Source organism: Ramlibacter sp. Leaf400, assembly GCF_001424545.1.
Lineage (GTDB): Bacteria > Pseudomonadota > Gammaproteobacteria > Burkholderiales > Burkholderiaceae_C > Ramlibacter.
The window spans coordinates 66,400-86,525 of the sequence record NZ_LMQL01000001.1; the positions used below are offsets into that span (position 1 = coordinate 66,400).

14 protein-coding genes and 1 riboswitch are annotated in these 20,126 nt (G+C 70.1%); of the genes, 7 read left to right on the forward strand and 7 right to left on the reverse strand.

From position 1 onward, the window contains the following. Positions 1-369, forward strand: a complete 369-nt coding sequence (locus ASG30_RS00310) for a DUF805 domain-containing protein (RefSeq protein ID WP_055890880.1) — start codon at positions 1-3, stop codon at positions 367-369. Positions 370-465: 96 nt separating this feature from the next. Here the strand turns inward: ASG30_RS00310 and groL are convergent, their stop codons facing one another. Further along, the gene (groL, locus tag ASG30_RS00315; RefSeq protein ID WP_055890883.1) at positions 466-2,106 is read right to left on the reverse strand and encodes a chaperonin GroEL; all 1,641 of its coding nucleotides are present in this window, start codon (positions 2,104-2,106) and stop codon (positions 466-468) included. 43 nt (positions 2,107-2,149) lie between these two features. Next, positions 2,150-2,464, reverse strand: coding sequence for a co-chaperone GroES (locus tag ASG30_RS00320; protein WP_055890885.1), 315 nt, complete (start codon positions 2,462-2,464; stop codon positions 2,150-2,152). Between the two features lie 586 nt (positions 2,465-3,050). Between ASG30_RS00320 and ASG30_RS00325 the strand changes: the two genes are divergently transcribed. From ASG30_RS00325 to ASG30_RS00345, 5 genes are all read left to right on the forward strand, one after another. Then, positions 3,051-4,013, forward strand: coding sequence for a DUF11 domain-containing protein (locus ASG30_RS00325; protein WP_055890888.1), 963 nt, complete (start codon positions 3,051-3,053; stop codon positions 4,011-4,013). 19 nt (positions 4,014-4,032) lie between these two features. Next, complete coding sequence (locus tag ASG30_RS00330) at positions 4,033-4,530, forward strand: DUF11 domain-containing protein (protein ID WP_055890891.1); 498 nt, start codon at positions 4,033-4,035, stop codon at positions 4,528-4,530. A gap of 174 nt (positions 4,531-4,704) precedes the next feature. Then, positions 4,705-5,976, forward strand: a complete 1,272-nt coding sequence (locus ASG30_RS00335; RefSeq protein ID WP_055890894.1) for a hypothetical protein — start codon at positions 4,705-4,707, stop codon at positions 5,974-5,976. A 99-nt stretch (positions 5,977-6,075) separates the two neighbouring features. Then, positions 6,076-11,586 (forward strand): DUF11 domain-containing protein, encoded by a 5,511-nt coding sequence (locus tag ASG30_RS00340; RefSeq protein WP_055890897.1) that lies wholly within the window; start codon positions 6,076-6,078, stop codon positions 11,584-11,586. Next, positions 11,583-13,337: a hypothetical protein gene (locus tag ASG30_RS00345; protein WP_162243699.1), complete on the forward strand. Its 1,755-nt coding sequence runs from the start codon at positions 11,583-11,585 to the stop codon at positions 13,335-13,337. The genes ASG30_RS00340 and ASG30_RS00345 overlap by 4 nt, the downstream gene beginning before the upstream one ends. Here the strand turns inward: ASG30_RS00345 and ribB are convergent. The 5 genes from ribB to ASG30_RS00370 form a co-directional block, all read right to left on the reverse strand. After that, positions 13,306-13,986 (reverse strand): 3,4-dihydroxy-2-butanone-4-phosphate synthase, encoded by a 681-nt coding sequence (ribB, locus tag ASG30_RS00350; RefSeq protein WP_055890902.1) that lies wholly within the window; start codon positions 13,984-13,986, stop codon positions 13,306-13,308. The two genes, ASG30_RS00345 and ribB, sit on opposite strands and share 32 nt — an antisense overlap. A gap of 102 nt (positions 13,987-14,088) precedes the next feature. After that, positions 14,089-14,241, reverse strand: a riboswitch (FMN riboswitch). A 58-nt stretch (positions 14,242-14,299) separates the two neighbouring features. Further along, positions 14,300-15,202 (reverse strand): 5'-nucleotidase, encoded by a 903-nt coding sequence (locus ASG30_RS00355; protein WP_055890906.1) that lies wholly within the window; start codon positions 15,200-15,202, stop codon positions 14,300-14,302. A 14-nt stretch (positions 15,203-15,216) separates the two neighbouring features. After that, on the reverse strand, positions 15,217-16,434 hold the full coding sequence (gene gspF, locus ASG30_RS00360; protein WP_055890908.1) for a type II secretion system inner membrane protein GspF: 1,218 nt from the start codon (positions 16,432-16,434) through the stop codon (positions 15,217-15,219). Between the two features lie 138 nt (positions 16,435-16,572). After that, positions 16,573-18,192 (reverse strand): AMP-binding protein, encoded by a 1,620-nt coding sequence (locus ASG30_RS00365; protein ID WP_055890911.1) that lies wholly within the window; start codon positions 18,190-18,192, stop codon positions 16,573-16,575. A gap of 19 nt (positions 18,193-18,211) precedes the next feature. Then, positions 18,212-18,691, reverse strand: coding sequence for a MarR family winged helix-turn-helix transcriptional regulator (locus ASG30_RS00370; RefSeq protein WP_055890914.1), 480 nt, complete (start codon positions 18,689-18,691; stop codon positions 18,212-18,214). Positions 18,692-18,853: 162 nt separating this feature from the next. On the opposite strand from ASG30_RS00370, the gene ASG30_RS00375 reads away from it, so the two are divergent. After that, entirely contained in the window at positions 18,854-20,119 is a 1,266-nt protein-coding gene (locus tag ASG30_RS00375; protein ID WP_055890917.1) for a class I SAM-dependent methyltransferase, read from the forward strand. Positions 20,120-20,126: the final 7 nt, after the last annotated feature.

The following is a 20,126-nucleotide window of genomic DNA, read 5'->3' on the forward strand; positions in this document are numbered from 1 at the left end:
ATGGAAGACTTCAAGAAAGCCGTCAAGGCCTGCCTGAACAAGTACGCCGACTTCAACGGGCGCGCCGCGCGGCCGGAGTTCTGGTGGTTTTTCCTGTTCCAGATTGGCGTGTACGTCGTCGCCAGCATGATCCACAGCCTGGTCTACCTGCTGGCCGTCGCGGGGCTGCTGCTGCCCTCGGTGGCAGTGGGCATTCGCCGCATGCACGACATCGGCAAGAGCGGCTGGTGGCTGCTGCTGGGGCTGGTCCCGGTGGTGGGCCTGGTGCTGCTGTACTTCGCGGCCCAGCCGGGCCAGCCCGGTTCCAACGAATACGGTGCGCAGCCGGCCGAGGGGGAAGGCACCGCGCTGGCCCCCGGCGCTCAGTAGGCGTACCGACGACACCAATGAAAAAGGCCGGCGATCCGCCGGCCTTTTTGTCTGCTGCGCAAAGGCTGCGGGAAGCCGAAGCCTCCCGGCGCGGACTTACATGTCCATGCCGCCCATGCCGCCCATGCCACCGGGCATGCCGCCGGCGGGAGCCTCGTCCTTGGGCGCCTCGGCGACCATGGCTTCGGTCGTCAGCATCAGGGACGCGACGGAAGCGGCGTTCTGCAGGGCAGTACGCGTCACCTTGGTCGGGTCCAGGATGCCCATCTCGATCATGTCGCCGTAGGTGTCGTTGGCGGCGTTGAAGCCGAAGTTGCCCTTGCCTTCCAGCACGCGGTTGACCACCACGCTGGCTTCGCCGCCGGCGTTGGAGACGATCTCGCGCAGGGGCGCTTCGATCGCCTTGAGCACCAGCTTGATGCCGGCGTCCTGGTCGGGGTTGTCGCCCTTGATCACGCCGGCAGCCTGCTTGGCGCGCAGCAGCGCGACGCCACCACCGGCCACGATGCCTTCTTCGACGGCGGCACGGGTGGCGTGCAGCGCGTCTTCCACGCGGGCCTTCTTTTCCTTCATCTCGACTTCGGTGGCGGCACCGACCTTGATGACGGCCACGCCGCCGGCCAGCTTGGCCACGCGCTCCTGCAGCTTCTCGCGGTCGTAGTCGCTGGTGGCTTCCTCGATCTGGACGCGGATCTGCTTGACGCGGGCTTCGATGTCGCCCGCGGCGCCGGCGCCGTCGATGAGGGTGGTGTTTTCCTTGCCCACTTCGATGCGCTTGGCCTGGCCCAGGTCGGCCAGCGTCACCTTCTCGAGCGACATGCCGGTCTCTTCCGAGATGACCTTGCCGCCGGTGAGGATGGCGATGTCTTCCAGCATGGCCTTGCGACGGTCACCGAAGCCCGGCGCCTTGACGGCCACGACCTTCAGGATGCCGCGGATGGTGTTGACCACCAGGGTCGCCAGCGCTTCGCCTTCGACTTCCTCGGCCACGATCAGCAGCGGGCGCGAGGCCTTGGCCACCTGCTCCAGCGTGGGCAGCAGGTCGCGGATGTTGCTGATCTTCTTGTCGAACAGCAGGACGAACGGGTTCTCGAGGATCGCGCTCTGCTTTTCGGGGTTGTTGATGAAGTAGGGCGACAGGTAGCCGCGGTCGAACTGCATGCCTTCGACGACGTCCAGCTCGTTGTCCAGGGACTTGCCGTCCTCGACGGTGATCACGCCTTCCTTGCCGACCTTGTCCATCGCGTCGGCAATGATCTTGCCGATCGACTCGTCGCTGTTGGCGGAGATGGAGCCGACCTGGGCGATCTCCTTGGAGGTCGTGGTGGGCTTGGAAGCCTTCTTCAGCTGGTCGGTCAGCTGGATCACGGCACGGTCGATGCCGCGCTTGAGGTCCATCGGGTTCATGCCCGCGGCCACGTACTTCATGCCTTCGCGGATGATGGCCTGGGCCAGCACGGTCGCGGTGGTGGTGCCGTCACCGGCGTTGTCGCTGGTCTTGGAAGCGACTTCCTTGACCATCTGGGCGCCCATGTTCTGGAGCTTGTCCTTGAGCTCGATCTCCTTGGCCACGGACACGCCGTCCTTGGTCACGGTGGGGGCGCCGAACGAGCGCTCCAGCACCACGTTGCGACCCTTGGGGCCCAGGGTGACCTTGACCGCGTTGGCCAGGATGTTCACGCCTTCAACCATGCGGGCGCGGGCGTCGCCGCCGAAAACAACGTCTTTAGCTGCCATGTGTATTACCTCAACAGGAATGGGTTTAGGAGGAAAGGGCGCCTCAGGCGGCCTTCTTCAGGGCGGCGGCGCCTTCGATGACGGCGAACAGGTCGTCTTCCTTCATCACCAGGAGCTCTTCGCCATCGACCTTGACGGTCTGGCCGCTGTACTTGCCGAACAGCACGCGCTCGCCGACCTTCACGTTCGGGGCGATCAGCTCGCCCTTGTCGTTCTTGCGGCCCGGGCCCACGGCCAGGATCTCGCCCTGGTCCGGCTTCTCGGCGACGTTGTCCGGAATCACGATGCCCGACGCGGTGCGGGTTTCGTTCTCGAGGCGCTTGACGATCACGCGGTCGTGCAGAGGACGAAGTTTCATTGCATCTCCTTGATGAATGCGGTTGACATCAAAAAGCGCCAACAAAGTCAGCGCTTCCTTAACTGGTGGGAATCCGGCTAGCTCGTGTGCTAGCACTCAACTCCAGCGAGTGCTAATGATAAGGCATCGGATGTAGGTTTCAAGGCCTGCGCCTTGTCGGACGGCCTCCGCCCCGCCGGACCCCGCCCGTTTTCCTTGGTCCTGCCCGGCGGTCCCAAGCGGCCGACGAACGGATGGGTTGGGGTCTTCACCTACCTTCGCCTAAGACGTTACGATATGTGTCTTAGGTAGATTCATGTAACCTACAGTAAGGCAATGTGTCAGCGCCGCAACACAAGCGTGCAGCTCCTGACCTCCGACAGATGCCTGCTGTTGAGTACAAACACCTAAGGTGGTGTACTCGATTTGCCGTAACGCGACCGTAGTAATTCCGGGGCCTCGCCCCCGGGGCGCGAGCTGATCCGAGTCCGTATGCGCAGGTGCCCGTCCCCCTCCCGGGACGGAAGAAAACAAGGACTTGGAAGTGGCGCAAGGCGCATGGACGGGGCGAGGCTGGGCGATGCACGGGTGTGTTAGCGCACTCACATTGGCATCCGCCTTCGCGTTCCTGCCCGCGGCCCACGCCGCTGGCACGCCGGCCGGCACGCGCATCCCGAACACGGCCACGATCGGCTACGTCTCCAACGGCGCCCCCTACACCCAGCAGGCGGCCGCGCCCTCGATCGTCGTCGCCCGCCAGCTGGCGGTTCGCACGACCTGGCAGGACAGCACCGCCACGCCATCCAACTCGCCCGACACCGCGCGGCCGCTGACGTTCGCCGTCACCAACCTGGGCAACGCCTCCGACACCTTCCTGCTCACCCGCGACAACGCCATCGCGGGGGACCAGTTCGACCCCACCGACACCCCGCAGGGCGCCATCTGGCTGGAGAGCGGGTCCCAGCCGGGCCTGCAGGTCAGCGGCCCCAACGCCGACGTCGCCTATGTCGCCGGGTCGAACGACCCGACCCTCGCGCCCGATGCGACCCGCATCGTCTACGTGGCCAGCGGCATCCCTGCCGGCTTCACCACCGGGGCCCTCGGCCGGGTGGGCCTTCAGGCGCGCTCCACGATCGCGGCGGCCAATGCGGTGCCGGGTTCGGTGGCCGGCGACGACGCGGGCGTGCCCATCGTGGTCGGTCCGCAAGGCGCCCGCTCTTCGGCGACGGGCGCCTACCTCGTGGCCGTGATCGCGGTCGGCATCCAGAAGACAGTGGCCGCGGTCGCCGACACGCAGGGTGGCAACCGCGTGATGTCCGGCTCCGTCCTGACCTATCGCCTCACCGTGACGGCGAAGGGCAGCGGCAGCGCCAGCAACCTCGTCGTCACCGACCCCCTGCCGGGGACGCTCACGTACGTCCCCGGGAGCATCACCGTCGACGGAGCGCCGCGCACCGACGCGGTCGACACCGACGACAGCACCTTCAGCAACGGCACGGTGAGAACCGTGCTGCCTTCCCTCGCGGCCCCCCAGAGCCGCGTCATCGAGTTCAAAGCAGCGGTCAATTGACCTCACCCAAGGAGCCCCCATGCGTTTTTCCATCACCAGCCTCGCTCTCGCCGCGTGCCTGCTCGCCGCCCCGGCACTGCACGCGCAACCCGCGCCCAAGCCCGGCACCGTCACCCTCGCGAACGTGGCCGAGAAGGAGATCACCGTCACCGAGAACGGCCAGTCCGTGAAGAAACGCATCCCGGCCGCGAAGGCCGCGCCCGGCGAGGAGGTGATCTACACCTCGAGGTTCAAGAACATCGGCCCCAAGCCGGCCGGCAACATCGTCATTACCAACCCGCTGCCGCCGCACACCACCTACGTGGGCGGCAGCGCCTTCGGCGAGAACGTGGCGATCACGTTCTCGGCCGATGGCGGCAAGACCTGGGCGCCGGCGGACCAGCTCAAGGTGCGCGAGGCGGGCGGCAAGGAACGCCCCGCTGCCGTCGGCGACATCACCCACGTGCGCTGGACCTACCGCGGCGAACTGCCGCCGGCCAAGGAGTCCAGCGTCGGCTTCCGCGTCACCGTCAACTGACGGCGACGTCGTGAACAAGGCCGACCACGCGAACGCTCCCGTGCGCGAAGGCGGGTGCGGACCCCCCGCGCGATTCCCCGGATGCGCGCCGCCCTCGGTGACGCGCATCGCGCCTTTTCGACCCCTTTCCCTTCGATCAACCCGTACCCAAGAAGAGCAACCAAGGAAATTGAAATGACCTCGTTAAGAAACAGACTGGCCCAGGCCGGCGCTTGCGCGCTGGTCCTGATGGCCGCCTACGCCGGGCCGGCCCACGCCATCGGCACGGCGTCGGGAACCTCGATTCCCAACTCCGCGAAGCTGAACTACACCGTCGGCGGCAACAACCAGGAAGAGATCTGCTCGGGCGAGACGCCGAACAACACGAAGAACTGCGCGCCGACCGTCTTCACGGTCGACACCAAGATCGACGTGCTGGTCTCGACGTCCGACCCGACGGCCGTGTCGACGGTCCCGGGAGGCGCCACGACGCTGACGTTCACCGTCCGCAACCAGGGCAACTCCACCCAGGACATCGGCCTGGAGGCGCTGCGTGACCGCGTCGGAACCGTGCAACTGGGCAGCACGACCTTCACCGACAACATCAACCCGGACTCGTGCGACGTGTACAGCGACACCGGAACGAGCCCGATGTCGCCGGCCCGCCTGAGCAGCGTTCTGCCGGACGGGCTGCCGACCGTCGTCAAGGTGGTGTGCACGTTCCCTGCGCTCAAGGACAGCGCGACCGCGACGCCGTTCGCCATCACGGACGTCGCCATCGTCGCCCTTCGCGCGACCGTGCAGGCCTCCGGCGGCGGCGCGCTGACCGCGTCGACCACCAACGCCCAGAGCGGCACCGCGGACATCCTGTTCGCGGACGTGGCCGGTTCGGACGACAGCACGCCCACCGGCTTGCGCGACGCGCAGCACTCGGCCCGCAGCGCGTTCAAGATGAAGCCCGCGCTGCTGTCGGTCGCCAAGACCATGGCCACGCTGTGCGACCCCATCTCGGGCGACTCGACGGCGGGCAACAACCCGAAGAACGTGCCCGGGGCCATCGTGCGCTACACGATCACCGTGGCCAACGCGGCCGACGCCTCGACCGCGAGGCTGACCACCATCACCGACCAGCTGAACGCCGCCCTCGCGTTCGACCCGAACATGGTGCGGGGCGTCAACACCGCCCAGCCGACCTCGACCACCTGCGCATCCGCTACCGGAATTCCGACCTCGGCGACCGGCCAGGGTGTCCGCTTCCGCGTGACCAACAGCACGCGCGCGACCAACAACACGTTCCTGTACGGCGCGAGCGGAACGATCCTGGTCGGCAGCACGCTGACGTTCAACGACGCGACCGCATGGGGCACCGTGCTGCCCGCCGAAGGCTCGGGTGCCGCTGCGTACACGCTCGGCGACCTGAAGGCCGGCGAGACGCTGAGGATCGAATTCAACGCGGTCGTCCAGTAACCCGTGACTCCTGCGTCGACATCGTCGACCGCCCGCGCCGGCTTCCCCGGCCGCGGGCTTCCCACAGGCCTGCTGGACGCCGCTCCAGCAGGCCTGGGCGTGCGCGCTCGCCGCGTGCAGGCCCAGGCCTGGTTCGTGCGCCTGATCGCCTTCCTTCTCGCCGTCACCTGCTCGTGGGCCGCCCTCGGGGCCACGCCCCCGGGCACCGACATCGCGAACACGGCCTCCGTCAGCTACGACCTCGGCGCCACCACGCTGACCACCTCCGGCGCCGTGACGGTGACGACCGCGGCCACGACCCCGGCCACCATCCAGTTCGTGTCGTACGTGCCGAACGGCAGTGCGATCGCGGCGACGCGGCAGGTCGCCACCACCGCCTGCGCCGCCGCAGGGGGCGCCTACGCGGCGCTGCCGGCGCCGGTGGTGCCGGCCGTCGGTTCCCTCGCGAGCCCCGGCGCCTACCCGCTGGCGCCGGCGACCGCCTATGGCGCCGCGGACACCGCCTTCGTCCAGGTCACCGACTTCTCGGCCAATGCCGATCCCGCCGTCGCCGAGCCGCTGCTGGTGACGGTCAGCACGGCGTCGGGTGACAGCGAGAAGCTGCGGGTCTACGAGACCGGCCCGTCCACCGGCATCTTCATCGGCTTCGTGCCCCTGCACCGGGGCGCCGTCCAGACCGGCAACTGCCGGCTGGAGGTGGCGAACAACGAGAAGCTCGTGGCCACCTACGTGCAGAGCGGCACCAGCGCGGTGAGCACCAGCTCGGCCCTGGTCGACCCGCTGGGCCTGGTGTTCGATTCCGCCACCGGCCAGCCGATCGACGGCGTGCGCGTGACGCTGATCGATGTCGGCACCAACCTGCCCGCGCAGGTGTTCGGCGACGACGGCGTGAGCACCTACCCCAACACCATGCTCACGGGCAGCACCGTCACCGACAGCGGCGGCAGGGTCTACGCGATGGCGCCGGGGCGCTACCAGTTCCCGCGCGTCAACGCGCCCGGCACTTACCGGCTGCAGGTCGATCCGCCGCTGGGCTACCGCTACCCGTCGGCGGTGGCCGACCCCGTGCTGCAGTTGCTCCCCACCGCGCCGTACAACCTCAGTGCGGTGTCGCGCGGCGCGCCCTTCACCGTGCTGCCCGGCCCGCCGGTCGAGATCGACGTGCCGCTCGACCCGGGCCCGTATGGCGCCATCGACCTGGCCAAGTCTTCGCCGAAGACCGTCGCCGCGGTCGGCGACTTCGTGCCCTACACGGTGACGATCTCCACGTCGAGCGACCGGGCGCTGCCCGGCCTGCAGCTGCTGGACCGCCTGCCGGCGGGGCTGCGCTACCGCGCGGGATCGGCGCGCCTGAACGGCGTGGCGATCCCCGATCCGCAGGCCGGGCCGGACGGCCGCTCGCTGGTGTTCACCGTCGGCACCGTGCCCGCGCGCGGCTCGCTCACCCTGACCTATGTCGCCGTCGTCGGCCCGAATGCGCCGCTCGGCCCGGCCCAGAACACCATCCAGGCCATCGGCCGCATCGCCTCCAACACCGCCGGCGCCACGATCGTGATCCGCGAGGAACTCAATGCCAGCCGCGCCATCCTCATGGGCCAGGTCACGGTGGCGCCCAGCTGCGAGGCCGACGCGAGCGACCGCGCCTCGCGCCGCCCGGTGGCGAACGCCCGCATCCTGCTGCAGGACGGCACGTACGTCATCACGGACGCCGAAGGCCAATGGCACATCGAGAACGTGCGGCCGGGAACGCACGTGGTGCAACTGGACACCACCACGCTGCCCGAGGGCCTGCAGCTGAAATCGTGCGAGGACAACAATCGCACGGGCGGCCGCGACTTCTCGCAGTTCGTGAACGTGCGCGGCGGCAGCCTGTGGCGCGCGGACTTCCGGTTCGCCCCGGTCGCGAGCTGCCTGCGCCAGGCGCTGCGCCGCGATGGCCGCGACGTCGAACTCCTGCTCTCCGCGCCGGTCGGGCAGCAGTCCCTCAGCGCGACGCTGCTGCTGCCCCGGGGCGCCAGAGTCGAGCCCGGCTCCGTTCGGCTCGACGGCCAGCCCGCCGCGGGCGTGCAGGTCGAGGACGGCTTCGTCGTGGTGCGCACGCAGGCGCTGCCGGCGCGCTGGCAGCGGCGCCTCACGCTGCGCCTGGCCGAAGACACGCCGGGCGAGATCAAGGCTTCGGTGCGCACGCGGGGCGCCAGCGGCGCCGACACCGCGCTGGCCCCCCTGTCGCTGGCGCCGGGCGCGGCGCAGGTCGACCAGTGCGGCGCGCTGCCGGCGGCCGACCTCGGCGCGATGAAGGCGGCCAGCGCCGCGCAGGCCGCCACGCCGCAGGTGTCGGGCGCCATCGCGGCGATCAGCACGCAGGCGGACGGCACCGCCTACGCGGAGCAGCTGCCTTACGACGACCGCTGGCTGGCCGCCGCCGATCCCAGCCCGGAGTGGCTGCACCCGCGCGCGGACTTCTCGCCGGCATTCCCGGCCATCAAGGTCGCGGTCAAGCACGCGGGCCGGCAGTCGGTCGAACTGCGCGTCAACGGCGCGCTGGTGGACCCGCTGCGGTTCGACGGCACCAGGCTCAATCCGGCCGGCACGGTGGCGCTCTCGCTGTGGCGCGGCGTGGAGATCCGCAGCGGCAGGAACCTGCTGGAGGTGACGGTGCGCGACGGCGAGGGCAAGGTCGCCTTCGAGGAGCGGCGCGAGATCCACTTCGGCACCGTGGTCTCGCGGGCGGAGTTCGACGCGTCGAAATCGCGCACCGTGGCGGACGGCCGCACCTCGCCGGTGATCGCGGTGCAATTCCTCGATCCCGAGGGCAAACCGGTGCGGCGCGGCCTGGTGGGCGACTTCACGGTGGAGCCGCCCTACGCGCCGCAGGACGCCGCCGATGCGCTGCAGCGCGAGCCGCTGGGCAGCCCCACCGGCGGCGCCCGCGCCCGCTTCGAGATCGGCGAGAACGGCGTGGCCCTGGTGCCGCTGCGCCCGACCAGCCAGTCCGGCGAGGCGACGCTGCGCTTCGAGCTCGGCGCCAACAAGCTGCTGGAGGTGCGGGCCTGGCTGCAGGCGGACCAGCGCGAGTGGGTGCTGGTCGGCTTCGCCGAGGGCACCGTGGGGCACAAGGCGCTGTCGGGCAACGTGCAGGCGCTGCGCGAGGCGGGCGGGGACGACAGCCTGTTCGAGCAGAACCGGCTCGCGTTCTATGCCAAGGGCATGGTCAAGGGCGAATACCTCCTGACCGCCGCCTACGACTCCGCCAAGGAGCGCGGCACGGGCCTGGACCCGTTGCTGCGCCAGTCGATCGACCCCAACCAGTTCTACACGCTGTACGGCGACGCGACGCAGGCGCAGTACGACGCCGCCAGCATCCGCAAGCTGTACGTGAAGATCGAGAAGCAGCAGTTCTACGCGCTGTTCGGCGATCTCAACACCGGCCTGACGGTGACCGAGCTGGGCCGCTACAGCCGGACCGTCAACGGCATCAAGTCCGAATACAAGGGCGAGAGGGCCAGCTACACCGCGTTCGCGACGCGGACGGCGCAGGCCTACCTGAAGGACGAGATCCAGGGCGACGGCACCTCGGGGCTGTACCGGCTGCGCGCCCGCGACATCCTGCCCAACACCGACAAGGCCCGCATCGAGGTGCGCGACCGCTTCCAGCCCGACCGCGTGCTGGCGACCCGCCCGCTCGCCCCCTGGCTGGACTACCAGATCGATTACGCGCTCGGGACGATCCGGCTGCGCGAGCCACTCGCGTCGCGCGACCTCGACTTCAACCCGCAGTTCCTCGTTGTCGAGTACGAGTCGGACGGCCGTGGCGTGGAGGCCTGGACCTACGGCGGCCGGGCCGCGCTGCAGGTGTCCCCCTCGACGGTGGTCGGCGTCACGGGCGTGCACGAGGGCGACCCGGGCCGGCGCGGAACGCTCGCGGCGGCCGACGCCACGGTGCGCATCGACGAGCACACGCGCGCCCGCTTCGAAGTCGCCGGCAGCCGCCACGAGGCGACGGGCGCGGACGAATCCGGCACCGCCTACCTCGCCGAGGTGCAGCACGAGGCCGGCACCACGCAGGCACGCGCCTACGTGCGCGAGCAGCAGGTCGGTTTCGGACTGGGGCAGCAGTCGGTTCTGGGCCGGGGCCAGCGTCGCGCCGGCGTCGAGGGCCGCGTGCAGGTTTCCGATTCGCTGCAGCTGCAGGCGGAGGCGGGCCGCGCGGAGGACCTGTCGACGTCGGCCACGCGCGACGTGGTGGAAGGCCGCGCCAACTGGGGCGTCAGCGAGGCGACCAAGGTGCAGCTGGGCGCACGGGTGGTTCGCGAGTCGGACGGCCTGGGCGGCGAGGGCACGGCGCAGCAGGCGATCGGCGGAGTCGCCCACCAGGCCAGCGAGCGGCTGACGCTGCGGGCCTCGACCGAGCTGAGCGTCGGCGGCCGTGCGCCGAGCAGCGGACTGGCGGCCTACCCGGACCGCGTTCTGCTCGGCGTCGACTACCGGCTGACCCAGGACGTCACGCTCACCGCGCAGCACGAGATCGCGCAGGCTGGCGACACCCGCCTGTCGACCAGCACCGTCGGCCTGCGCACGCGCCTGTGGGACGGCGCCGAGCTGCGCTCCTCGCTGGGCAGCCAGGCCACGGCCGACGGCGACCGCCTGTTCGCCAGCCTCGGCGCCATCCAGCGCTGGCACCTGAACGAGAACTGGTCGGTCGACGGCGGCCTGGAGCAGACCCGCACGCTGCGTGGCGTGCAGTCCGCCGATCCCCTGCGCATCGGCCAGGTGCCGGCGAGCGGCACCGTCCCGGCCACTTCGCCGGCCGCATCGATCCCGTCCGGCGCGTCCTCGCCGTCCGGCCTCGGGCTGGTCGCGACGGATTTCACCGCCGTCACCGCCGGCGCCGGCTACCGCGACGACGTGTGGAGCGGCAACGCGCGCGTCGAATGGCGCACGAGCAGCATCGAGCGCCGCCTCAACCTGCTGACCGGTGCCCAGCGCAAGCTGGACAATGGCGAGGCCGTGGCCGCGGGGATGCTGTGGAGCCGCACGGAAGGGGGCACCGGCGAGGGCCGGCGCCTGAATGCCCGCCTCTCTTACGTGTGGCGGCCCGCCGGCAGCGACTGGGTCGTGCTGGACCGGCTGGAGTACGTGCAGGAGGCCAGCCCGAGCATCGCGGCCCAGCTGTTCACCCGCAAGCTGATCAACAACCTCAATGCCAATTACCGACCGAACGCGCACACGCAGGTCGCCTTGCAGTACGGCGCGAAATTCGTGCGCGAGATGCTGGGCGACTTCTCGGCGTCCGGCTACACCGACCTCCTGGGCGTGGAGACGCGCCACGACCTCACCCGCGACGTCGACGTGGGCCTGCACGCCGGCATGCTGCGCGTCGCGGCGGCCCATGCCCGCTCCTACCACCTCGGCGTCTCGGTGGGCTACCGACTCGCCACCAACACCTCGGTCGTCGTCGGCTGGAACGCGCAGGGCTTCTGGGATGCCGACTTCTCGGGCGCCCAGTACCGGGCCAAGGGCCTGTACCTCACGCTGCGCACCAAGTTCGACCAGGACACGTTCGACCTGAACGCACCCGCCGCCGGGCCGGTTTCCCTCACCACACCATGAGCACGTTCTCTCCCCTTTCCGTCGCGATGCGCGGCCTCGGCACGCTGTCGGTGGCCGCCGCCTGGCTGGCGCTCGCCCCGGGCGCCCAGGCGCAGCAGCTGCTGCACGGCTACCAGTGCGCGGCGGACCGGTTCAAGGTGCTGCAGCAGCCTTCGTTCAGCGGCTCGTTGAACTGCACCGCCAACGACGTCGCCATCACGCAGATCGCGATCAACCGCAACTACTACCCCGGCGTGAACACGACAGCGCCGGCCAACCTGCTGTCGGGCGCAGGCTGCGTGGGCGGCACGAGCGCGGTGGCCAACCTGAACGTGACGGTGCAGTTCAACTCGCCCGCCCGTTACGACATCGGCATCTTCCTGGCCGAGGACGGCGGCAACCCGCAGTTGCTGGCGACATCCGCCGGCGGTGCGCAGCAGTGCACGGTCTCGATCCTGCCGCTGGACAGCGGCGGCATCCCCAACCCTTTCGGCACCGGCACCGTGCCGTCGCCGTTCAACAACCTCAACAACGCGACGGGCGGCTACTGCGGCGACGGATCGAGCACCACGGTGCCCACTGCCGCCTACGCCGCGGCCACCGGCAGGCCGACCGGCACCGGCAGTGCCACCTTCATCATCTACGACGTGCCGATCCGCTGCTCCGCATCGACCGGCTCCACGTCCGGCAAGCTGAACATCCCGTTCGTCGTGTCGTGGATGCAGAACGCCGGCAACAGCTGCAGCGGGCCGACGCAGGTGAGTCCGGGCACCACGTCCAAGTGCAACGCGCCCACCGGCACGCTCGGCGACGTCGACGTGGTGGCGCTGCCGCAGGTGGCCAAGTCCAACAGCGTATCCACCCTCAGCCCCGGCGACGCCACCACGTACGCCATCACGGTGTCGAACCAGACCGGCAGCGCCATTCCCGCGTCGACCCTGGCGGACCCGGCGGTGGCGGGGCTGTCCGTCGGTGCGGTGACCTGCGCGGCGGCCGGGGGAGCGACCTGTCCCGCCGGCCTCAGCCCCGCCACGCTGGCCGCGGGCCTGGCGCTCGGCAACATGCCCCACGGCAGCACGCTCACCTTCAACGTGTCCGGGACCATCACCTCCAGCGGCCTGGGCACGCCGGCCTCGCCGTGGGTGCCGGCCGATGGCGCAAGCCTCACCAACACCGCGACGGTCACCGTGCAGGGCGTGACGATCAGCGCCGTGGACACCGACACCGTCCACTACCCGAAGCTGACGAACGCCAAGACCGTCGTGACGGTGAGCGATCCGGTGCGCGGCCCGGGCGGCTCCGCCGGCTGCAGCACGGCGCCGTGCCTTCCGCTGAACATCCCCGGTGCGATCGCGCAGTACAGCATCACGCTGAGCAACAGCGGGCGGGGACGGGTGGACCAGAACACCGTGGTGGTCACCGACCCCATTCCGGCCAACACCTCGCTCTACGTGGGCCTGCCTTCGGGCGCCACCAGCTGCACGGGGGCCGGCGTCCCGGTGGGCTTCGCCGACGGCTCGAACAGCAGCGGGCTCACGTTCACCGCCGGGACGGACCTGCAGTACTCCAGCGACAACGGCGGCACCTGGACGGCCAGCCCGGCGTGGGCCTTCGTGCCCGCGGTGGCGACGGCCAACGGCACGCTGCCCCCGGGCTGCTACGCCGCCAACGTCACCAACATCCGGGTGAACCCGAAGGGCCGGATGGCCGCTGCCGCGACGCCGACCTCGCCGACGTCTTTCACGCTCGGTTTCCAGGTCCTCGTGCGCTGACGCGGCCTCCCCGCCGCCGGTGGTCGGCGACCTCCCGCACCGTGGTGCACAGCAGCCCGTGCGTGCGCGCGAAGGCCGCCACCTGCTCACCCCGCGCCATGCTGCCGTCGGGGTTCATCAGCTCGCACAGCACGCCCGCCGGGAACAGGCCGGCCAGCGCCGCCAGGTCCACTGCCGCTTCGGTGTGGCCTTCGCGCTCGAGCACGCCGCCGGGGCGCGCCACCAGCGGGAACACGTGGCCGGGCGAGACGATCTCGCTGCGCTCCAGCGTCGAGCGCAGGGCGCACTGGATGGTCTGCACGCGGTCGGCCGCGCTCACGCCGGTGGTGACGCCGTGCGCGGCCTCGATGGACTGGGTGAACGCGGTCGCGTAGCGCGAGCGGTTGACCTCCACCATGGGGCGCAGCTTCAGCGCGCTGGCCTGGTCGGGCCGGATGCACAGGCAGACGATGCCGCTGCACTCGCGGATCATCATGGCCATCAGCTGCGGCGTGATGCGCTCGGCCGCGCAGACCAGGTCGGCCTCGTTCTCGCGGTCCTCGTCGTCCAGCACCAGCACGGGCCGGCCGGCGCGGATCGCGTCGAGGATGGCCGGCAGCGGGGCCAGCTCGATCGCCTGCGGGGAGGCGGTGGGGATAGCTATCGTCATGAAACGCTCCTGTCGGTTGAGAACAAAAACGCTCCAAGGGAAGAACGCCACCGCGCGACGCGAGGCCGCACGGCAGCACCACGCGTGCGCCTGGCGGCGCGCGCGCATCTTCTTTCATCCGGACTTTGACCGTCGGCCCCAGCATCGGACTGGGTCTGCTGACCCCGGACCGCTGGCGCGGCCCGGGCGCTCGCGGGCTCGCAGCTTGCGCTGCCTACCGCCGGTGGGGAATTCCACCCCGCCCTGAAGACGGATCGATTATCGGCAGTTGCGCGATGCCCATCTGCCGCGAGGGCGACACGCGCCCCACGCTTCAGCTGCGCTGGTTGGTGATGCCGCCGGACACGTGCCCGGCCGGCACGTGCCGGGCCGCATGGTCCACGTGCCGGGTCTGGTCGTCGAAGAAGAAGTCGGGCTCGAACTCGCGCAGGAACTCGCCCTTGGGCAGGCCGCCGAGGAACATGGCCTCGTCCACCTGGATGTTCCACTGCATCAGCGTGCGGATGGCCCGCTCGTGGGCGGGGGCGCTGCGCGCCGTGACCAGCGCGGTGCGGATCTTCATGGCCGGCGTGCCCGCGGCCTGCAGCCGGTGCAGCGCGGCCAGGAAGGGCTTGAACGGGCCTTCCGGCAGCGGCTGCAACGCCTTGCTCAGCTCGTGCTGCTGGAAGGCGTCCAGACCCTCGCTCTGGTAGACGCGCTCGGCTTCGTCGGAGAACAGCACGGCGTCGCCGTCGAAGGCGATCCGCACCTCGTTTGGATAGTTGTTCCCCGCCAGCACCGACTCGGTCACCACGCGCGCGGCGGGGTGGCCGGCGGCCAGCGCCTCGCGCACGTCCTCGGCGTTGGCCGAGAGAAAGAGATGCGCCCGCAGCGGCTTGAGGTAGCGGAACGGCGAACGCCCCTGGGTGAACACGCCGCGCTCCAGCTTGATCTGGTTGTGGTGGCCGGAGCGGAAGATGCGCATGCCCGACACCGGGTCGTTGCGCGACAGGATCACCACCTCCACGCGCTGGGTGGTCGTGTCGTTGAACGCGAGCAGCTTGCGGATGAGGGAGAACGCGATGCCGGGCTTGGCCGGCTCGTCCAGCCGCTCCAGCTGCAGCGCCATGTAGGCCTTGGGGTCGCCGCTTTCGAAGAAGCGGTTCTCCTCCTCGAAGTTGAACAGCGCGCGCGAGGAGATCGCGACCACCAGCTTGTCGTCGGGGAACACGCTCAAGGCATCGCCTCCGTTCAACGGACCCACTGGTTCAGCTGGATGATGGGCAAGAGCACGGCCAGCACGATCAGCATCACCACCAGCCCCATGGTCACGATCAGCAGCGGCTCCAGGATGGTGGCCAGCTGCATGGCGCGGCGCTGCACCTCGCTGCCCAGCTGGTTGGCCGCGCGCTGCAGCATCACGGGCAACTGGCCGGTCTGCTCGCCCAGCCGCGCGAACATCGACAGCAGGCCGGGGAAGCGCTTCTTCTGCGCCAGGGCCGAGGCCAGCGGCGCACCTTCGCGCACCAGCACCAGGGCGTCCAGTGCGTCGGCGCGCATCGCCCGGTTGTTCAGCGTCTCGGCGGCGGCCTGCAGCGCCCGCAGGATGGGCACGCCGGCGGCCGTGAGCATGGCCAGCGTGTTGCCGAACTGCGCGCTGTTGTAGCCGCGGGCCAGTCGTCCCAGCACCGGCACCGTCAGGAAGCCCGCGTCGAACTTCTCGCGGAAGGCTTCGCGGCGCAGCGCGGCGCGCAGGATGAGCGCGGCGCCCACCAGGAGGCCCAGGATCACCCAGCCCCAGTCGCGCACCAGCGCGCTGATGCCCAGCATGGCCGTGGTGAGGAAGGGCAGGGCGCGCTTGGTGCCGGCGAACACGTTGGCCACCTGGGGCACCACGTAGGTGACCAGGAAGACCACGATCACGATCGCCATCAGCGTGACGATGGCCGGGTACAGCGCGGCGCCGGTGAGCTTGGCCTTGAGCGCCTGCCGGTTCTCCAGGTCGTCGGCCAGGCGCTCCAGCACCATGCCGAGGTGGCCGCTCTGCTCGCCGGCGCCGACCACGGCGATGTAGATCTCCGAGAACTCGCGCGGGAAGTGCGACAGCGCCGAGCCGAAGGTCGAGCCGGCATTCACCTCCGCGCGCAGCGCGGCGACCAGGTTGCGCTCGGCTTCGGTGGGCGCTTCTTCCGCCAGCGCGGTGAGCGCACGCTCGAGCTGCAGGCCGGAGGCCACCAGCCCGGCCAGCTGCCGCGTCCAGACCGTCAGCTGGGTCGGGCTGAACACGCGGCGACCCCAGCGGCGGCCGGAGACACCGCCGGTGCCGCCCGCCTCGACCAGGCCCACCGCCATCGGCACCAGCGACTGGGCGCGCAACTGGCTGCGCGCCGATTTCGCGGTGTCCGCCTCCAGCACCCCGCGCCGGGTCTGCCCCTGGGCGTCGAGGGCCTCGAATGCATAAGCTGGCATGCGGGGAGTTTACGGACATCCGGGGGGCAGAACACAGAGGCACAGAGGCACAGAGGAAAGAAGAGGTCACCCACAAGGGATTGCTCCTCCTCTTGTCTCTGTGCCTCTGTGCCTCTGTGTTCTGTTCTTCCGGCAGGGCTACCCGGGGTTCGCCTGCCGCAGCTTGAAGCGCTGCAGCTTGCCGGTCTCGGTGCGCGGCAGGCTGGTGACGAACTCGATCTCGCGCGGGTACTTGTAGGGCGCGATGGAGTTCTTCACGTGCTCCTGCAGCGTGCGCACCATCGCCTCGCCGGCCTCGTGGCCGGGCTTGAGCACGCAGAAGGCCTTGACGATCATCCCGCGCTCCTCGTCGGGCTTGCCGATCACGCCGCACTCGGCCACCGCCGGATGGCGCAGCAGCGCATCCTCGACCTCCGGGCCGCCGACGTTGTAGCCGGCGGTGATGATCATGTCGTCGGCGCGCGCCTGGTAGAAGAAGTAGCCGTCGGCGTCCTGCATGAAGGCGTCGCCGGGGTAGTTCCAGCCGTCCTTCACGTAGTTGGCCTGGCGCGGTTCGTCCAGGTAGCGGCAGCCGGTCGGCCCGATCACGGCCAGCTTGCCGACGGTGCCGCGCGGCAGCTCGCGGCCCTCGTCGTCCACCACCTTGGCCTGGTAGCCGGGCACCACCTTGCCGATGGCGCCGGGCCGCACCTCGTGGCCGGCCGAGGAGATGAAGATGTGGAACATCTCGGTGGCGCCGATGCCGTCGCACATCTCGATGCCGGTGGCCTGCTTCCACAGCTGGCGCGTGGCGTCCGGCAGGCCTTCACCGGCGCTGACGCAGGTGCGCAGCCGCCCCACGCCCAGCTCGCGCGCGAACGGCGCCATCTGCCGGTAGAAGGTGGGCGCGGTGTAGCAGATGGTGGCGCCCACGTCGATGATGGTGCGCACCAGCGCCTCGGGCGTGTAGGGCGCTTCGTGAAAGTAGACGGACGCGCCGGCCCACATCGGGAACACCAGCAGCCCGCCCAGGCCGAAGGTGAAGGCCAGCGGCGGCGAACCGACCACGATGTCCTCGGGCGTGGCCCGCAGCACGTGGCGCGGCCAGGCCTCGCAGGCCGCCAGCACGTCGCGGTGCGTGTGGACCGCGGCCTTGGGCTTGCCGGTGGTGCCCGAGGTGAAGGCCATCAGCGCGATGTCGTCGGCGGCAGTGGGGCAGGCGGGGAAGTCGCCGTCCTTCTGTGCCGAGCGCACGGCCATCGAACCGGGCTCGTCGAGCGTGTTGAACGGCACCACGGTGTGCAGCACCGGCCGGCCCTCGCGGGCCTTCTCCAGCTCGTCGAGCAGCTTGATGTCGCACAGCGTGACGGTGGGCTGCGCCTTGTCGATGATGTCGCCCAGCTCGCGCGCGCGCAGCAGCGGCATGGTGGCCACCGCCACCAGCCCGGCCTTGACCACGGCCAGCCACGCGAGCGCCAGGCCGATGGAGTTGCCGCCGCGCAGCAGCACGCGATTGCCGGGCACCAGGCCCAGGTCCTCCACCAGCACGCGGGCGATGCGGTCCACCCGGTCGCGCACGTCCTGGTAGCTGAGGGTGATGCGGGCCGAGCGCAGCAGCGGCCGGTCGGCCCAGCCTTTGGCGGATGCCTGGTCGAGCAGCGCCTCGACCAGGTTGACGCGGTCGGGCAGCTTCAGTTCGGGAAGGTCGTAGCGCAGTTGCGGCCATTGCCCGCGCGGGGGCAGGCGGTCGTGGGCGAAGCGATCGGTCTGGGCGGACATTGCGGAAACTCCGTGAGGTTCAGGCCGGCTGTTGCGGCTTGGGCGCCTGGGCATGCTCCTTGACCTTGCCGAGCAGCCGGTGCAGCGTGGCGACGTCCTTCTCCGACAGGGCGGAGAACGCCTCCACGATCCAGTCCTCGTGCTGCTGCGCCATGTCGTGGAACAGCTTGCGGCCGCGCGGCGTGAGGCGCACGCGGTAGGCGCGCCGGTCGCCTTCGACGTCCACGCGGTCGACCAGGCCTTCCTGCACCAGCTGGTCGGTGATGCCGGTGACGTTGCCGCCGGTGACCATCATCCGGCGCGACAGCTCGTTCATCTTCAGGCCGTCGGGCGCGCGCTCGAGCTGGGCCATCAGGTCGAACCGCGGCAGGGTGGTGTCGAAGCGCTCGCGCAGCCGGCTGCGCAACTGCTTTTCCACCAGCTGGGTGCAGGTCAGCAGCCGAAGCCAGAGGCGCAATGCTTCGGGGTGCTCGCTGTGCGCCCGCGCTTCCATGTCCATGGGAGAGGCCTGGGAGTGATAGACCTAAATAGTTTAAACCTCAAGTAACTGCTGTCAACGGGCCCTGGCCCCTGCCGGGCAGCCTCGTGGGGCCAAAGAAGCGAACTCGTCCTACAGATGAGCCGATTGACGCTCTACCGGTGCGCTCGCAAGAATTTGCCGATGGAACCTCTCGAGCGAAAGATTTCGGTCCAGCTGGAGTCCTTGCCCGTGCCGGTGGCGGTCACCCTGCCCGGCGGGCGCCGGCTGGGGCCTGCCCACCCCGCGGTGACGCTCGCCTTCCACGACTGGACCAGCCTGGCGGTCATGGCCGCCGGGCAGATCGGCAAGATGGCCGAGGACATCGTGGAGGGCCGCATCGAGATCCATGGGCGCATGCGCGACCTGATGGCCGCGGCCGCCGACCTGCTGCCCGGCAGCCCCGTGGGCAGCGACACCGGCTGGTGGACCAGCGTGCTGCGAAACGCCCTGTCGCGCGCGGCGCATTCGACGCAGAAGGACGCCGAGCAGGTCCAGTTCCACTATGACGTCTCGGACGACTTCTATTCGCTGTGGCTGGATCCGCGCCGGGTCTACTCGTGCGCCTACTACCGCGAAGCCGGCATGTCGCTCGAGCAGGCGCAGGAGGCCAAGCTGGACCACATCTGCCGCAAGCTGATGCTGCGCGAGGGCGAGCGCTTCCTGGACATCGGCGCCGGCTGGGGCGGGCTGCTGATGTGGGCGGCCGAGCACTACGGCGTCGACGCCACCGGCATCACGCTGTCGAAGAACCAGCACGCCCACGTCAACCGGCTGATCGAGGAGAAGGGCCTCAAGGGGCGGGTGCGCATGGAGCTGCGCGACTACCGCGAGCTCGAGGACGAGCGCGGCTTCGACAAGATCGCCTCGGTCGGCATGTTCGAGCACGTGGGCCGCGCCAACATGCCGGTGTACTTCGGCCAGATCCAGCAGCTGCTGCGCCCGGGCGGGCTGGTGATGAACCACGGCATCACCGCTGGCGGCGTCTACAGCACCCAGCTGGGCGCCGGGATGGGCGACTTCATCGGCAAGTACATCTTTCCCGGGGGCGAGCTGCTGCACGTCAGCCACGTGCTGCGCGAGCTGTCCGCGGCCGGGCTGGAGATGCTGGACACCGAGAACCTGCGGCCGCACTACGCGCGCACGCTGTGGGCCTGGTCCGACGCGCTGGAGGATCGGCTGGAGGAGGCGCAGCGCGTGCTCGAGGGCACGGGCAGCGCGCGCGACGCGGGCAAGGTGCTGCGCGCTTATCGCCTCTACCTCGCCGGCTGTGCGATGACGTTCGAGCAGGGCTGGATCTCGCTGCACCAGATGCTGGCCGCGCGGCCGGACGGACGGCCCGAAACCGGCTCGCTCAAGGGCGCACAATCGGCCTACCCGTTCACCCGCGAGTACATGTACCCGCGTTGAAGCACCG

Bases quoted from the DNA above. Each gene is read 5' to 3' on its own strand.
- ASG30_RS00310 (WP_055890880.1), top strand. From the start codon at position 1: ATGGAAGACTTCAAGAAAGCCGTCAAGGCCTGCCTGAACAAGTACGCC.
- groL (WP_055890883.1), bottom strand. From the start codon at position 2,106: ATGGCAGCTAAAGACGTTGTTTTCGGCGGCGACGCCCGCGCCCGCATG.
- ASG30_RS00320 (WP_055890885.1), bottom strand. From the start codon at position 2,464: ATGAAACTTCGTCCTCTGCACGACCGCGTGATCGTCAAGCGCCTCGAG.
- ASG30_RS00330 (WP_055890891.1), top strand. From the start codon at position 4,033: ATGCGTTTTTCCATCACCAGCCTCGCTCTCGCCGCGTGCCTGCTCGCC.
- ASG30_RS00335 (WP_055890894.1), top strand. From the start codon at position 4,705: ATGACCTCGTTAAGAAACAGACTGGCCCAGGCCGGCGCTTGCGCGCTG.
- ASG30_RS00345 (WP_162243699.1), top strand. From the start codon at position 11,583: ATGAGCACGTTCTCTCCCCTTTCCGTCGCGATGCGCGGCCTCGGCACG.
- ribB (WP_055890902.1), bottom strand. From the start codon at position 13,986: ATGACGATAGCTATCCCCACCGCCTCCCCGCAGGCGATCGAGCTGGCC.
- gspF (WP_055890908.1), bottom strand. From the start codon at position 16,434: ATGCCAGCTTATGCATTCGAGGCCCTCGACGCCCAGGGGCAGACCCGG.
- ASG30_RS00365 (WP_055890911.1), bottom strand. From the start codon at position 18,192: ATGTCCGCCCAGACCGATCGCTTCGCCCACGACCGCCTGCCCCCGCGC.
- ASG30_RS00370 (WP_055890914.1), bottom strand. From the start codon at position 18,691: ATGGACATGGAAGCGCGGGCGCACAGCGAGCACCCCGAAGCATTGCGC.
- ASG30_RS00375 (WP_055890917.1), top strand. From the start codon at position 18,854: ATGGAACCTCTCGAGCGAAAGATTTCGGTCCAGCTGGAGTCCTTGCCC.